Annotated in this window: 13 protein-coding genes and 1 tRNA gene; 6 read left to right on the forward strand and 8 right to left on the reverse strand. The window is 53.1% G+C overall.

What is annotated here, in order from left to right; all coding sequences use genetic code 11:
• Positions 1 to 75: 75 nt before the first annotated feature.
• Positions 76 to 732: a TfoX/Sxy family DNA transformation protein gene (locus tag AC6HVW_RS09755; RefSeq protein WP_071680712.1), complete on the forward strand. Its 657-nt coding sequence runs from the start codon at positions 76 to 78 to the stop codon at positions 730 to 732.
• A 4-nt stretch (positions 733 to 736) separates the two neighbouring features.
• Here AC6HVW_RS09755 and yccS read toward each other — a convergent pair whose 3' ends face one another.
• Both yccS and AC6HVW_RS09765 read right to left on the reverse strand, forming a co-directional pair.
• Positions 737 to 2,872: a YccS family putative transporter gene (yccS, locus tag AC6HVW_RS09760; protein WP_186486179.1), complete on the reverse strand. Its 2,136-nt coding sequence runs from the start codon at positions 2,870 to 2,872 to the stop codon at positions 737 to 739.
• A gap of 34 nt (positions 2,873 to 2,906) precedes the next feature.
• The gene (locus AC6HVW_RS09765; RefSeq protein ID WP_021804873.1) at positions 2,907 to 3,350 is read right to left on the reverse strand and encodes a YccF domain-containing protein; all 444 of its coding nucleotides are present in this window, start codon (positions 3,348 to 3,350) and stop codon (positions 2,907 to 2,909) included.
• 155 nt (positions 3,351 to 3,505) lie between these two features.
• On the opposite strand from AC6HVW_RS09765, the gene helD reads away from it, so the two are divergent.
• Positions 3,506 to 5,560, forward strand: a complete 2,055-nt coding sequence (gene helD, locus AC6HVW_RS09770) for a DNA helicase IV (RefSeq protein ID WP_071680710.1) — start codon at positions 3,506 to 3,508, stop codon at positions 5,558 to 5,560.
• 33 nt (positions 5,561 to 5,593) lie between these two features.
• On the opposite strand, the gene AC6HVW_RS09775 is transcribed toward helD, so the two are convergent.
• Together AC6HVW_RS09775 and AC6HVW_RS09780 are read right to left on the reverse strand one after the other, a co-directional pair.
• Positions 5,594 to 6,052, reverse strand: coding sequence for a methylglyoxal synthase (locus AC6HVW_RS09775; protein ID WP_021804871.1), 459 nt, complete (start codon positions 6,050 to 6,052; stop codon positions 5,594 to 5,596).
• A 127-nt stretch (positions 6,053 to 6,179) separates the two neighbouring features.
• Positions 6,180 to 6,839, reverse strand: a complete 660-nt coding sequence (locus AC6HVW_RS09780; protein ID WP_071680709.1) for a DUF2057 family protein — start codon at positions 6,837 to 6,839, stop codon at positions 6,180 to 6,182.
• A 238-nt stretch (positions 6,840 to 7,077) separates the two neighbouring features.
• Between AC6HVW_RS09780 and AC6HVW_RS09785 the strand changes: the two genes are divergently transcribed.
• Complete coding sequence (locus AC6HVW_RS09785; RefSeq protein ID WP_071680708.1) at positions 7,078 to 7,491, forward strand: CoA-binding protein; 414 nt, start codon at positions 7,078 to 7,080, stop codon at positions 7,489 to 7,491.
• A 98-nt stretch (positions 7,492 to 7,589) separates the two neighbouring features.
• On the opposite strand, the gene hspQ is transcribed toward AC6HVW_RS09785, so the two are convergent.
• The gene (gene hspQ / locus AC6HVW_RS09790) at positions 7,590 to 7,907 is read right to left on the reverse strand and encodes a heat shock protein HspQ (RefSeq protein ID WP_021182046.1); all 318 of its coding nucleotides are present in this window, start codon (positions 7,905 to 7,907) and stop codon (positions 7,590 to 7,592) included.
• Positions 7,908 to 7,968: 61 nt separating this feature from the next.
• Positions 7,969 to 9,159 (reverse strand): 23S rRNA (cytosine(1962)-C(5))-methyltransferase RlmI, encoded by a 1,191-nt coding sequence (rlmI, locus tag AC6HVW_RS09795; protein ID WP_186486181.1) that lies wholly within the window; start codon positions 9,157 to 9,159, stop codon positions 7,969 to 7,971.
• Positions 9,160 to 9,252: 93 nt separating this feature from the next.
• Between rlmI and yccX the strand changes: the two genes are divergently transcribed.
• The gene (yccX, locus tag AC6HVW_RS09800; RefSeq protein WP_021181988.1) at positions 9,253 to 9,531 is read left to right on the forward strand and encodes an acylphosphatase; all 279 of its coding nucleotides are present in this window, start codon (positions 9,253 to 9,255) and stop codon (positions 9,529 to 9,531) included.
• Positions 9,532 to 9,538: 7 nt separating this feature from the next.
• Here the strand turns inward: yccX and tusE are convergent, their stop codons facing one another.
• The gene (tusE, locus tag AC6HVW_RS09805) at positions 9,539 to 9,868 is read right to left on the reverse strand and encodes a sulfurtransferase TusE (RefSeq protein WP_024485653.1); all 330 of its coding nucleotides are present in this window, start codon (positions 9,866 to 9,868) and stop codon (positions 9,539 to 9,541) included.
• Between the two features lie 109 nt (positions 9,869 to 9,977).
• A complete protein-coding gene (yccA, locus tag AC6HVW_RS09810) occupies positions 9,978 to 10,637 on the reverse strand; it encodes an FtsH protease modulator YccA (RefSeq protein WP_071680629.1) in 660 nt (219 codons plus the stop codon).
• Between the two features lie 228 nt (positions 10,638 to 10,865).
• On the opposite strand from yccA, the gene AC6HVW_RS09815 reads away from it, so the two are divergent.
• Together AC6HVW_RS09815 and ppk2 are read left to right on the forward strand one after the other, a co-directional pair.
• Positions 10,866 to 10,953 (forward strand) — tRNA-Ser (locus AC6HVW_RS09815).
• A 375-nt stretch (positions 10,954 to 11,328) separates the two neighbouring features.
• Positions 11,329 to 12,204 (forward strand): polyphosphate kinase 2, encoded by an 876-nt coding sequence (ppk2, locus tag AC6HVW_RS09820; protein ID WP_081366973.1) that lies wholly within the window; start codon positions 11,329 to 11,331, stop codon positions 12,202 to 12,204.
• Positions 12,205 to 12,420 lie beyond the last annotated feature (216 nt).

Here is a 12,420-nt window from a genome sequence, read left to right on the forward strand (position 1 = left end):
TAATTAGTTGTTCCCGTTACGTTTATTCCAACCAAAACATGCCTAATGGCTGTGGCTTCATATAAGGAGAGTTAAATGAATGGAGGATCGTTAAGGAGGATCGAACAGGCAAAGTCCTGCTTTGCCGCCCTGGGAAATATTGCCATACGCTCGCAGTTTGGCGGCTATGGCCTGCTGGCGGACGGCACAATGTTTGCGGTCATTACCGAAGGTGAGCTGTATTTGCGTGCAACGGAAAGTCTGGAAACCGCTTTTCGTGAGCGTGGCATGGTGAATATGACCTATTTAAAGCGAGGGGTCCCCATGGTCATGCGCTATTACTGGGTGAATGAGGAACTGTGGCGGCAGCCTCGCGAACTGTGTGCGCTTGCCTGGCAGGCTATCTGTGAGACGCGTAAAGAGATTAAGGTGAAAAAACGCTGCAATGGCAGATTGAAAGATTTACCGAATATTGATGCCTCATTAGAGCGCCAGCTGTGGCGAGCAGGCATATGCAATATTTATGATTTTCGCCTGTTGGGGGCCAGAGATAGCTATCTGAAACTGCTGCAACAGCAAAAAAATCTGGGCATGAAAGTGCTGATGTCACTGGCAGGCGCCATGGCAGGCTACCATCATGCCGCCTTGCCTAATCTACAAAGGGAGGCGTTGACCGAATGGTTCGAAAACTACGCGCTCTTTCCCTCCTTTGAGGCGCGGTCAGAAGACCGCGCCTGCGGCCCACATCCTTGAACTATCAACCGGCTTGAGTAATTTGTGTATTAAGTGCCGTCAGCTCTGGTAGCAATTCGAGTACCAGGCCAATTTGCTGCAACACCAGCTGTTCTTTGCTTTCCGGCTCCGGAACCAGCGCAGTAATACGCTCGGAGAGGGCTTCCAGTGCCTGCGTGCTACGCTGACGATCATGAGCGTCGTGGTGTAATGCACCATCAACATAGCAAACCGCATCGTTGAGCAAGTCCAGCACGGCGGCACTTTCCAGGCGCTCACGGTGGGCGCCCAGGGCGGAAATATAGCTCAGCAAGGTATGGTTCAGGCACAGCAGGCGGAATGCCGCTTCCTGAATGGTTTTATCGGCTTTAGGGTCAGCAGACATGTTAGAGATCACCGACGCCAATTCGGCATCGCTATTATGGGCATCGCGGCGGGCAATACGATAAGGCAGGCCGTTATCCTTGCCCTGATGGTACTGCACCAGAATGGCATCCAGATAACGGCAGTCGGCATTCAGTGTCTTACGCACCATGGCCGGTAACTGACGGAACTTCCAGTCTGGCCAGATAAAACTCACTGCTGCCCAGGCGATGGCACAACCCAGCAGGGTATCGTAGACGCGCGGGGCAGCCACTTCGAACCCTTCGCCCAGCAGGTTAAAGCATAGCAAGACCAACAGGGTGATAAACATTGTGGCGTGGGCATATTGCACGGTTCGGAAGGCGAAGAACAACACCCCCGAGATCACGATCAGGATCAACTGCCCTTCCAGCGAGGGCACAAAATAGAGGATCGGCAGCCCGATCAAAATGCCAGCCAGAGTGCCGATGATCCTTAACGCCAAGCGCCTGCGGGTGGCGTTGTAGTTGGGCTGGCAGACAAACAGGCTGGTCAGCAGGATCCAATAACCGTGCTGCATCCCGGTCAATTGAATAAACGCATAGCCCACGCACAACACCACGGACATCCGGATGGCGTGGCGGAATAGGGCGGATTGAGGTGTCAGGTGGCGGCTGATACGCAGGCGAATATCGCTCCAACCGGTGAGCCGGTCGTCTGACAGGTTGTTTTCCTCGGTCTGGCCACTCGCCAAGGACTGCTCAGACTCGATATTGGCCAACTGGGCGTCTATTGCCCGTAAATTCTTCAGCAGATGGGATAGCGCTCTGGTCAGTTCGCGATTTTCTGGGGTAATGGTAATCCGGGTCAGCGCCTCTTCCAGGCGCGAAAAAGCGGGCTCGAAACGCGGACTATGCAGATATTTTTGCCGTAGCAGTATCGACTGCGCCAGTTGCTGGCAGGCACGGGCCTGCTTGGCCAGCAGCCGCTGAAACCGGAACAGAATATCGCTGTGGCGGAACTGTTGGCTTAGCGCCTGATACTGTACGTGAGAAGAACTGGCGCGTTCATGGATATCCTGAGCGACAAAATAGTAGTGCAGCGTTCTGCGGGTGCCGCGCTGGCCACGGTCGCCTTTCAAGCGGGTCAGCAGTGAAGCCTTGGTCTGGTTAAGCGTGGTAACCAGCGTACTGTTGGCCATCGCCACGTCTACCCACGGCAGGTCGGCGTCCGATTCGGCATCTGGATCGAACAGGTTGGCCTTGGCATCCAGGTAGTTGGCCAACTGTTCATAGCACCGGGCCAGGTTTTCCTGCAGGGGCTTGATAGGAAATAGCAGATGGCCGATCAGCGTCAGCAAGTTGTACCAAATGGCACCGATAATCAACAGAACCGGTTGCTGGTACCAGGCGTCGTACATGGAGGTGCCAAGCATGGTGTAGACGGCGATCAGCAAGGCACCGAAGGCGATAGTGGCGTAACGCTGCCCTAATGCCCCCAGCAGGATAAAGCCGCAGGTTGAGGTCGTCAGCCCAAGGGCAAACAGCCAGGGGTATGGAAACAGCAGCTCAATCGATGTCGAGGCCACAAAAAAGCAAACTAGCGTAATGAGCAGATTTCGCAATCTTCCTGCCAGCCGGTCGTCCAGATCCGCTAGCGCGGCGGCAACGACCCCCAGCGTTAACGGAATGGTCAGTTTAGGGATGCCCAACCACCACGGCACCGCAGAGGCTCCAGCCAGCGCGATAAAAATACGCAGGTTATAAAGCAGGTTGCTGTTATAGGTATAACGCCGAATTTTGGGTGCTAAAGAGAGCACGACAAGCTCCTAAATGGGAGAAAGGTTAACGCGATTAAAAGCGGCGGCGGGCGTTCTCGATCCGCGCCTGTTGGGCCACCTCAACCGGCACGACGCGGCGGCCGACTGGCCACAGGGCGATAGCGGCTATCTTGAAATTTGCGATGCCTACCGGAATACCGATAATGGTGATGCACTGGGCGATGCCGGCAATAATGTGTGACAGGCACAGCCACCAGCCGAACAGGACCAGCCAGACGATATTCAGTAAAGAACCGCCGGCAGCCAGCAGGGCATTGCTTTTCTCTGGGTATAATTCATTGACATGGATCGCTTCGTTGCCAAATGGCAACAAGGAGATTTTGGTGATTTCCCAGCAGGAGCGGGTTAATGGCAGGGTGAAAATCAGCACGACGCTGAAGAAGGTGGCAATCAGCCAGCCAAGCGTGGTGAAAAAACCACCCAATACGAAATTAAGAACGTTCAATACAGTACGCATAGTCGTCATTCTGCTCTAATGATGGCCAAACGGCACGGGGGAAGTATTCATCAGCATAACGCAAAAACTATTCTACCCTTTTTTTAACGCTAGAGTGCCATTGCTTAACGCGGGTAAACTGGCGGCAACTCTGAACATGATTATGGCGTGGGCATATGGAACTTAAAGCGACATCGCTGGGCAAGCACCTGGCACAGCATCCTTACAACCGCGTACGGTTGTTGCATGCCGGGGTTGAGGTGAGCGGTGAGAAGCATGAATACCTGATCCCTTTCAACCAGTTGATTCAGGTGCGTTGTAAACGCGGGATCGTCTGGGGGGAGCTTGAGTTCGAACTGCCGGATGAAAAGGTTGTGCGTCTGCACGGTACCGAGTGGCAGGAAACCCAGCGCTTTTACCACTATCTGCAGCAGTCTTGGCAGCAGTGGAGCAGCGAGATGAGTGAAGTGAGCGCCGAGGTATTGCAACAGCAGGTCGATCATATCCGCCAAATTGAGCAACAGGACAAGTGGTTCAAACGTACCGAATTGAGCAGCTTGCAGCAGCAGATCCACCAGTCGTTTGGCGCATTGCCCATGCCGGTGGCGCGGCTGGAAGAGTTTGAAAACTGCCGTGAAAGCTATCATTTGTGCCTGCAGTGGCTCAAATCTGGTCTGCGCAGCGTGGCGCAACGCAATCAGCGGTGGTGCGACCGGATGCTGGAAACCCACCAGGATTTCTTCCAGACCGTTGAAACGTCACCGTTGAATGAATCGCAAAGCCGGGCCGTGGTGAACGGCGAGGATGCGGTGCTGGTTCTCGCAGGAGCCGGTAGTGGCAAGACCTCGGTGCTAGTGGCGCGGGCGGGGTGGCTGCTACTGCGTCAAGAGGCCGAGCCTGAGCAGATCCTGTTGTTGGCATTTGGGCGCAAAGCCGCCGAAGAGATGAACGAACGCATCCAGGAACGTTTGGGCAGCGTGGCGATCCAGGCGAAAACGTTCCATGCGCTAGCGCTACAGATTATCCAGCAGGGTAGCCGGAAAGCGCCGGTGATCAGCAAGCTGGAAAGTGACAGTAAAGCGCGCAGGACGTTACTAATTACCCACTGGCAACAGCAGTGCAGCGAGAAGAAAGCACAGGCCAAAGGCTGGCGGCAATGGTTAACGGAAGAGCTGGAGTGGGAATTGCCTGAGGGCGATTTCTGGCATGACCGGCGTCTGGCAGAGCGTTTGAGTGGGCGTCTGGAGCGCTGGCTTGGCTTGATGCGCACACACGGAGGTAGCCAGGCCGAAATGATAGAGCAGGCCGACGAAGAGATCCGCGACCTGTTCAGCAAACGCATTCGCCTGATGGCACCGTTGCTGAAAGCGTGGAAAACCGCGCTGAAGGATGAAGGAGCGGTCGATTTTGCCGGGCTGATCCATCAAGCCGTTAATCTGCTGGAAAAGGGGCGCTTTATCAGCCCGTGGAAACATATTCTGGTGGACGAGTTCCAGGATATTTCACCACAGCGTGCGCAACTGCTGGCGGCATTGCGTAAGCAAAACAAGCAGACCAGCCTGTTTGCCGTCGGCGATGATTGGCAGGCAATTTACCGTTTCAGCGGAGCAGAGCTGTCGCTAACCACTGCCTTTGCCGAGAACTTTGGCGTAGGCGAGCAGTGTGCGCTGGATACCACCTACCGCTTTAACGATCGGATCGGTGAGGTGGCCAACGGCTTTATACAGCAGAACCCGCACCAGTTGAAAAAGCCGCTCAATAGCCTGACCAAGGGCAACAAGAAGTCGGTGGTTATTTTGCCGCAAGAGCAGTTGGAAGCGTTGCTGGACAAGCTAAGTGGCTATGCGAAGCCGCAAGAACGGATCTTGGTGCTGGCGCGCTACCACCATCTCAAGCCTGAGGTGTTGCAAAAGGCGGCAACGCGTTGGCCGAAGTTGAATATCGAGTTTATGACCATTCATGCCAGCAAAGGCCAACAGGCCGACTATGTGATCATTGCCGGGCTGTATGAAGGCAAGGATGGATTCCCGGCGGAGGTCCGTGAATCCGTGCTTGAAGAGGTATTATTGCCTCAGCCTGAGGATTTCCCGGATGCGGAGGAGCGGCGTTTGCTCTATGTCGCCCTCACGCGGGCCAGGCATCAGGTTTGGTTATTACAAGATCGTGAACGCCCGTCGGTATTTATCGAGCAGTTGCAAGAGATTGGCGTGCCGTCGCAAAGAAAGCCGTAAACCACAGGCCTGGCACTACACCAGGCCTTGGTATTATTTCAGGCGTTCGGCGAGGTACTTTTCGTAATCAGGAATGGCGATCACTACTTCGCTCTTGAACAGCGAGGAGTCGATCAGGAAATCGGCGGTGGAGCGGTTGGTCGCCACCGGGATGTTCCAGACCGTGGCCAGGCGCAGCAAGGCTTTGACATCGGGGTCGTGGGGGACGGCGTTTAGCGGATCCCAGAAGAAGATCAGCATATCGATCTTGCCTTCGGATATCAGTGCACCGACTTGCTGATCGCCGCCCATCGGGCCACTCAGCATGCTCTGCACCGGGATACCGCTGGCTCGCTGGATCAAATTGCCGGTGGTGCCCGTGGCATACAGCTGATGCTGGGCAAGTACTTCCTTATTGTCTTCAACCCATTTCAGCAAGGCCTGCTTGCGATGGTCGTGAGCAACGAGTGCAATATGCTTGCGTGCTGCGATGGTGCGGGTGGTTTGTTCCATGTCGCTGTCCTTGGAAAATCGAATGATTCGCCACAGATTACTGAAACTGTATTTCACTGCCTAGTGCTAACGCGGGAAATTGCGAACAAACCACGCCTTTACGGCATAAAGGCGTAGTTGGCAGCATTTAACGGTTGCGAGATTGGCCGGCCCAGGCGATAAACCGTTTTTGCGTCTCGGGATCGGCGCGCAGGAACCAGTATTGCAGCATTTCCTCGGCAACGTTGTCGCCGTTCAGGGGGATAACCGCTGGGCTACCCTGTGTCGCCGAGATCACGCTGGCACTCAGATGTGCTAAAGCCGGAACGGAGGCCGGGCGATTTTGAGCGTTATAATCGGCAACGATCTTCTCCAGGTCATTCCCATTGGGTGAGGTTGTTAGTGGTAATACATCGTGTTTGATTGCTAACGGCTTGCCGTGGTTACCCAGAATTTTATAATTCGGCGCTTTATCAAATCGCTGGGCATCCTGCTCATTCTCGATACGCGGTAGCTCAATGGTGACGGCGCTGACGTTTTGACTGTTGAACACCACAATCTGCGCGGATGAAGTGTAAAACATCTGAGACCGTGGTTCTTTACGTACGGATTTGGTGACTTTGAACAACAGCTGATGCTGCCCGTCATTTAATTCCAGACTATCGGCTCCTTTTAACAACGAGCCCGTCATTTGCTTGCCGTCGACCACCATTAGCTCGATGTCCGGGGAAAGCTTCAGGGTCGTAGCTGCGGCCGAAACGCTTAGCGATATTCCAAGCAGCCCCGCAACCACCAGACCAAATTTCATTGTTACTTCCTTTTCGTGAAACAGTATGACTAGTGTTGGATACGCCACTAGTTATGTCAAATCTTTTCAGAATGCCGTTTAATTTACATTTACACACATTTTGATGATATTTGAAACATCACTTGGCTCAAACCAGTTTGCGGGCAGTATAGACGCTGACTGATAACAAATTTTAACCGATGTTGGCGTTTCGGTTACACTGATGAAAATGCTTTTCGGAAAACATCAGGAGCGAAAAATGCAAGACCTAGCAATTGCAGAGGTACTCAAGCAGGTCAAAACCATTGCGCTAGTGGGGGCCAGTGATAAATCGGCGCGGCCCAGCTATGGCGTAATGGCTTATTTGCTGGCGCAAGGCTATCAGGTCATTCCGGTGAGCCCGAAGCTGGCCGGGCAGACGCTGCTTGGGCAGGTGGTTTATGCCTCATTGGAGGATATTCCTCATCCTGTCGATATGGTGGACGTGTTTCGTAACTCGGAGGCGGCGTATGGGGTGGCACAAGAGGCCATTGCGATAGGCGCCGAGGTGTTGTGGTTACAAATCGGGGTGATCAACGAACAGGCGGAAGCATTGGCCAAACAGGCCGGGTTAACGGTGATTATGGATCGTTGCCCGAAGATTGAGATCCCGCGCCTGGGGCTGGCACGCTGATTGAATGAAAACGCCAGGATTGGCCCTGGCGTTTGAGACTGCTGATAGACTTCAACCCGTTACGCTACGTAGAGGCGCTGGTTTCTCAGGCTTGACGCTTAGTTACGCAGCCGGGGGGCCTGCAACTGGCTGCGAATGGATTCCGCCAGTTCATCCAGAGAAGGCTGTTCAGGGTGTGCATCCTGTGCTTCCCCCGCCAACTGCGCTTCGGCCAGATAAGTGTGAACCGGCTGGCCTTCATCGTCTTCCATCACCACGTGATACCACGGGGCGAGGCGCAACTCGTCGTTGGCTGCAATCTCGTCTGCTTTTGGGTGCTCCAGAGAGTATTCTGGATCGACATCAATCACTACCCCCAAATACCCCAGCAGCCGGTGACGAACCTGCTGACCGATACCGAATTTGCTGGCTATCATATGACCTCCTGAGAAACAGTGTATTGAACTCTATATGAGGACAAAAACAGCGCATTTCAAGTTACATCACCCGGCAGGCAAACCCTTTCAGATACAAGCCTTCAGGATAAGTCGCAATCACCGGGTGGTCGGCAGCCTGTCGGAACTGCTCTACAAATTGTACATCACGCCCGGCATCTACGGCAGCATCGGCCAAAATTTTCTGGAACAGATCGGTCGGCATCAGGCCTGAGCAGGAGAAGCTGAGCAGAATGCCGCCTGGGTTCAGCAACTGGAAGGCTAACATATTGATGTCTTTATAACCGCGACAGGCGCTGGCCAACTGATTTTTGTTTTCGACAAACTTCGGTGGATCCATGATGATCAGGTCGAATTTCTCACCCTGCGTGCGGTAGTTGCGCAGCAGTTGGAATACGTCATCACGTACAAACTCGGCCTTGCTCAAATCCAACTGGTTCAGTTCGACGTTCTGCTTGGCGATATCCAGCGCGGCCTGTGACGTATCTACGCTAATGACCTGCTCACACCCGCCCATCAAGGCAGACACTGCGAAAGCGCCGGTATATGAGAAGCAGTTGAGCACGCGACGCCCTGCGGAATAGTTACGCGCAGCCAGGCGGCTGTCACGCTGATCGAGATAAAAACCGGTTTTGTGCCCTTGTTGAATGTCCACCAGCAGTTTCATACCGTGCTCGGTGATCGGTAGCAGGGCCGGGGGCAGATCGCCCAGCACCGGGCCTTGGGTAAGCGGCAAGCCCTCTTTCTTACGTACGGCAACGTCTGAACGATCGTAGATCGCGCATTCTGGGTAGCAGTGCTGGAGAGCAGAAAGCAGCGGGGCGCGCTGATATTCAGCACCGGCGGAAAGTAACTGTAAAACCAGGAAGTTCTGGAAGCGATCGATGGTGACCCCCGGCATACCGTCAGATTCACCGGCGATCAGGCGATAACCGTCCAGCCCGTCACGCTTTGCGACCCAATCACGCCAGCTCTGTGCTTGCTGCAAGCGGCTGATAAAGAAAGCGATATCAATTTCTTCGTCCTGCTTGAAGGTCCAGACGCGTGCGCGAATCTGCGATTCTGGTGAATAGGCACCGCGTGCCAGCCATTTGCCCTGGCTGTCATGGATATCGATGGTTTCGCCGGACTGGGCTTTACCTTCGACACGGAGAACAGCGCCAGAGAAAATCCACGGATGGCGACGGAGTAAGGACTTTTCACGTCCTTTGGCAAGGATCAAGCGTGCGGTCATAATTAAGTATGCTGCCAGATAGAGAAAAAAGAGTGACACACTCTGGGCATCAGCGCAGAGAATGCCTGTAATGAAATCGATCAGGAGCCGATTATGACACAAGTTTGTATTGCCGCGTATGTCTATGGTGTGGTGCAAGGGGTAGGATTTCGCTATAACACCCAACACCAGGCTACGGCTTTGGGGTTAACCGGCTATGCGCGTAATCTGGATGATGGCAGCGTGGAAGTGCTGGCCTGTGGCGAACAACAGGCCGTTGACCAACTGATGGCGTGGCTGAAAAGCGGCGGCCCACGTAGCGCCCGCGTTGACCGCGTGCTGGTGGAACCGCGTGGGGTTGCCGAATATAAGGGCTTCAGTATTCGCTATTAACCCGTAGCTAGATACACTTCACCGGCTTTGGCAACCCGGCAATCTTGGTCGCCTGTTTGGCCGGGCCTTTCGGGAACAGCCGGTACAGGTAGCGGCTGCTGCCTTTCTCTTCGCCGTATTTTTGCGCCATCGCCTTGACCAGCATGCGAATGGCCGGTGAGGTATTAAATTCCTGATAGAAGCTACGCACAAAGCGTACGACTTCCCAATGCGCTTCGCTCAGTTCAATCTCTTCCTGTGCCGCTAACAGCGGGGCCAGCCCTTCGTGCCAGTCGGCACTGTTTTTCAGGTAGCCCTGGGCGTCAGTTTCAATCGTCTGACCTTCAAACTCCAACATACAGCCTCGGTGATCGGTAATTCATTGCGGGCCACAGTCTAGCAAACTTTTGCCCCGGCAAAAATAAAGCCCCGCATTGCGGGGCTCTGGTCAAAGCAAAAGCGATGCATCAGTTACTGCGGGCGAAACCCAGAATGCTCAGCAGGCTGATAAACATGTTGTACAGCGAAACATACAGGCTGACGGTGGCACGGATATAGTTGGTTTCACCGCCATGAATGATGTTGCTGGTTTCCCACAACATGGCACCGGCAGAGAACAGAATAAACAGTGCGCTAATGGCCAGGTGCAGGGCAGGGATCTGCAAGAACAGGTTGGCGATAACCGCTACCAGCAGCACTACGAAGCCCGCCATCATCATGCCAGACAGGAACGACATGTCTTTACGGGTAGTCAGCACATAGGCCGAGCAGCAGAAGAACACTACTGCGGTACCGCCCAGCGCCAGCATGATCAGGTCACCCGCGCCAGCGTTCAGGAAGGAGCTCAGGATCGGGCCAAGGGCGTAACCCATAAAGCCGGTGAAGGCGAAGGCTGCCAGAATACCGGCAGGGCTATTGGCCAGCTTATGGGTCAGGAACATCAAACCATAAAAGCCGACCAGCATTAACAGCAGCCCAGGAGCCGGTAAGCCCAGCATGGTGCTGGCGGTTGCGGTCAGTGCGGAAAAGGCCAGCGTTAACGACAGCAGAAAATAGGTGTTACGCAGGACTTTATGCGTGCTTAGCAAAGAGTCGTGCGAGGAGGATGAGACGACAATGCGGTCCATATGATCTCTCTTATCAGGTCATCACAAAATTGATCATGATAATAGTGCAGTGCAAGCCATTGATTAAAGTTTGTTTACCATTCTTTACCCTACGTGACTACTAGGGTATTGCCGCCCCCTGATTGTTGATTTCTTCATCGGTCAGATTGCAGATGCCGTTTTTTCGTTCGGTTGAACGGTTTCAGGCTTTACAACGGGATCGGCTGTGTTTATAGTTCGCTGCATTACGGAGGGGTGGCCGAGTGGCTGAAGGCAACGGTCTTGAAAACCGTCGACGGGAAACCGTTCCAGAGTTCGAATCTCTGCTCCTCCGCCATATTATGAATGACCCCAAGCTCAAAAGGCTTGGGGTTTTTCGTTTTATGCTATCCAGTAAATATACCATCCGCTCCAGATCGGCCAAAGGTAGGGATAGGACGGTATGCAATTTATTTAGCTATTTGTTCCTCCATCAACAGCTTGTTTCTCTCTGTGACCAATGCAACTTTCCCAACAACAGTAGACATAATGAAGCGGCCTTCCGTTCGCAGCATGAAGAAATAACAACTACGATATTGTATGAGATGAGACCATGTGGTTGCTCATCGACTCCTGACTCCTTATCCGTCCTGCATACGCAGCCAACCAAGCGCTGTGGGGGGACGTTCAACGTCTGGCTAGCGTCATATTGATGATATTGTGGGGTAACTTCATGACTAACGGAAAGAAAAACAAAATCGTACCCGATGCCAGTCTTGCAAAAGAAAAGAACCCCAAGCGCGTATCAGGCAAACGTGTGCCACAAGGAAAAGGCACGGTAAAAATACCGGAAAAAAAATATCAGCAAGAGCTCAGGTTGTTACACGAAGAACTTGTCCATTTACAAAGCTGGGTGATTGCCAAGGGGCTGAGAGTTTGCATCGTGTTTGAGGGGCGCGATGGGGCTGGCAAGGGCGGTACGATAAAAGCACTGACCGAAAGAGTCAGTCCACGAGTGTTCCGTGTTGTTGCCCTTCCTGCCCCAACCGAACGTGAAAAAACCCAAATGTACCTGCAACGCTACATGCCTTACATGCCAGCAGCAGGAGAGGTCGTTATCTTCGATCGTAGTTGGTATAACCGAGCTGGCGTCGAGCGAGTTATGGGTTTTTGTACGCCAGAGCAGACGCATCAATTTTTGGAGACGGTTCCGATGGTGGAACGATTAATGGTGGAGTCTGGCATAATTCTAATCAAATACTGGCTGGATGTAAGCCCAAAGGAACAAGAGCGTCGATTGCGTGCACGTATTGATGATGGCCGCAAGACATGGAAGCTTTCAGAGATAGATATCCGTTCTTTCGAACTCTGGGACGACTATTCCCGAGCCAGGGACGACATGTTTGCTGCCACAGATAGCCTTTGGGCTCCCTGGTTTGTTGCTAATTCAGAAGACAAAAAACGGGTTCGACTAAATGTTATCCACCATTTTTTGCAGCATATTCCCTACAAGCGGTTGCCAAAAATGAAGATTAAACTGCCTAAACGCAAAATCGGAAAATATCAGTCACCAGACTATCCTTTGAAACATATTCCTGAGATTTATTGAACAAAGGAGCCATGCTAATTCATGGCGATTTGCTGTTTAAAAACTCATGGCGTTTTTATCCTTTGAGCACAAAAGCTGACGGCAAAAACGATGAGCCTGTAAAATCAGAGGGCTGACGGGTAGTGACGGAATAGGGCTGATATAATGGGATTGTTATGAAATGATGCTGGTTATCCTAACCTCAGCAGGCGGACCATTTGACGACTTTCCCACACT

Source organism: Serratia sp. NCCP-200, assembly GCF_059697885.1.

Excerpts from the sequence above, each read along its gene's own strand:
- AC6HVW_RS09755 (WP_071680712.1), top strand. The coding sequence starts at position 76 with ATGAATGGAGGATCGTTAAGGAGGATCGAACAGGCAAAGTCCTGCTTT.
- AC6HVW_RS09780 (WP_071680709.1), bottom strand. The coding sequence starts at position 6,839 with ATGAAATTTGGTCTGGTGGTTGCGGGGCTGCTTGGAATATCGCTAAGC.
- AC6HVW_RS09765 (WP_021804873.1), bottom strand. The coding sequence starts at position 3,350 with ATGCGTACTGTATTGAACGTTCTTAATTTCGTATTGGGTGGTTTTTTC.
- AC6HVW_RS09785 (WP_071680708.1), top strand. The coding sequence starts at position 7,078 with ATGCAAGACCTAGCAATTGCAGAGGTACTCAAGCAGGTCAAAACCATT.
- rlmI (WP_186486181.1), bottom strand. The coding sequence starts at position 9,159 with ATGACCGCACGCTTGATCCTTGCCAAAGGACGTGAAAAGTCCTTACTC.
- yccA (WP_071680629.1), bottom strand. The coding sequence starts at position 10,637 with ATGGACCGCATTGTCGTCTCATCCTCCTCGCACGACTCTTTGCTAAGC.
- helD (WP_071680710.1), top strand. The coding sequence starts at position 3,506 with ATGGAACTTAAAGCGACATCGCTGGGCAAGCACCTGGCACAGCATCCT.
- tusE (WP_024485653.1), bottom strand. The coding sequence starts at position 9,868 with ATGTTGGAGTTTGAAGGTCAGACGATTGAAACTGACGCCCAGGGCTAC.
- ppk2 (WP_081366973.1), top strand. The coding sequence starts at position 11,329 with ATGACTAACGGAAAGAAAAACAAAATCGTACCCGATGCCAGTCTTGCA.
- AC6HVW_RS09775 (WP_021804871.1), bottom strand. The coding sequence starts at position 6,052 with ATGGAACAAACCACCCGCACCATCGCAGCACGCAAGCATATTGCACTC.
- hspQ (WP_021182046.1), bottom strand. The coding sequence starts at position 7,907 with ATGATAGCCAGCAAATTCGGTATCGGTCAGCAGGTTCGTCACCGGCTG.
- yccX (WP_021181988.1), top strand. The coding sequence starts at position 9,253 with ATGACACAAGTTTGTATTGCCGCGTATGTCTATGGTGTGGTGCAAGGG.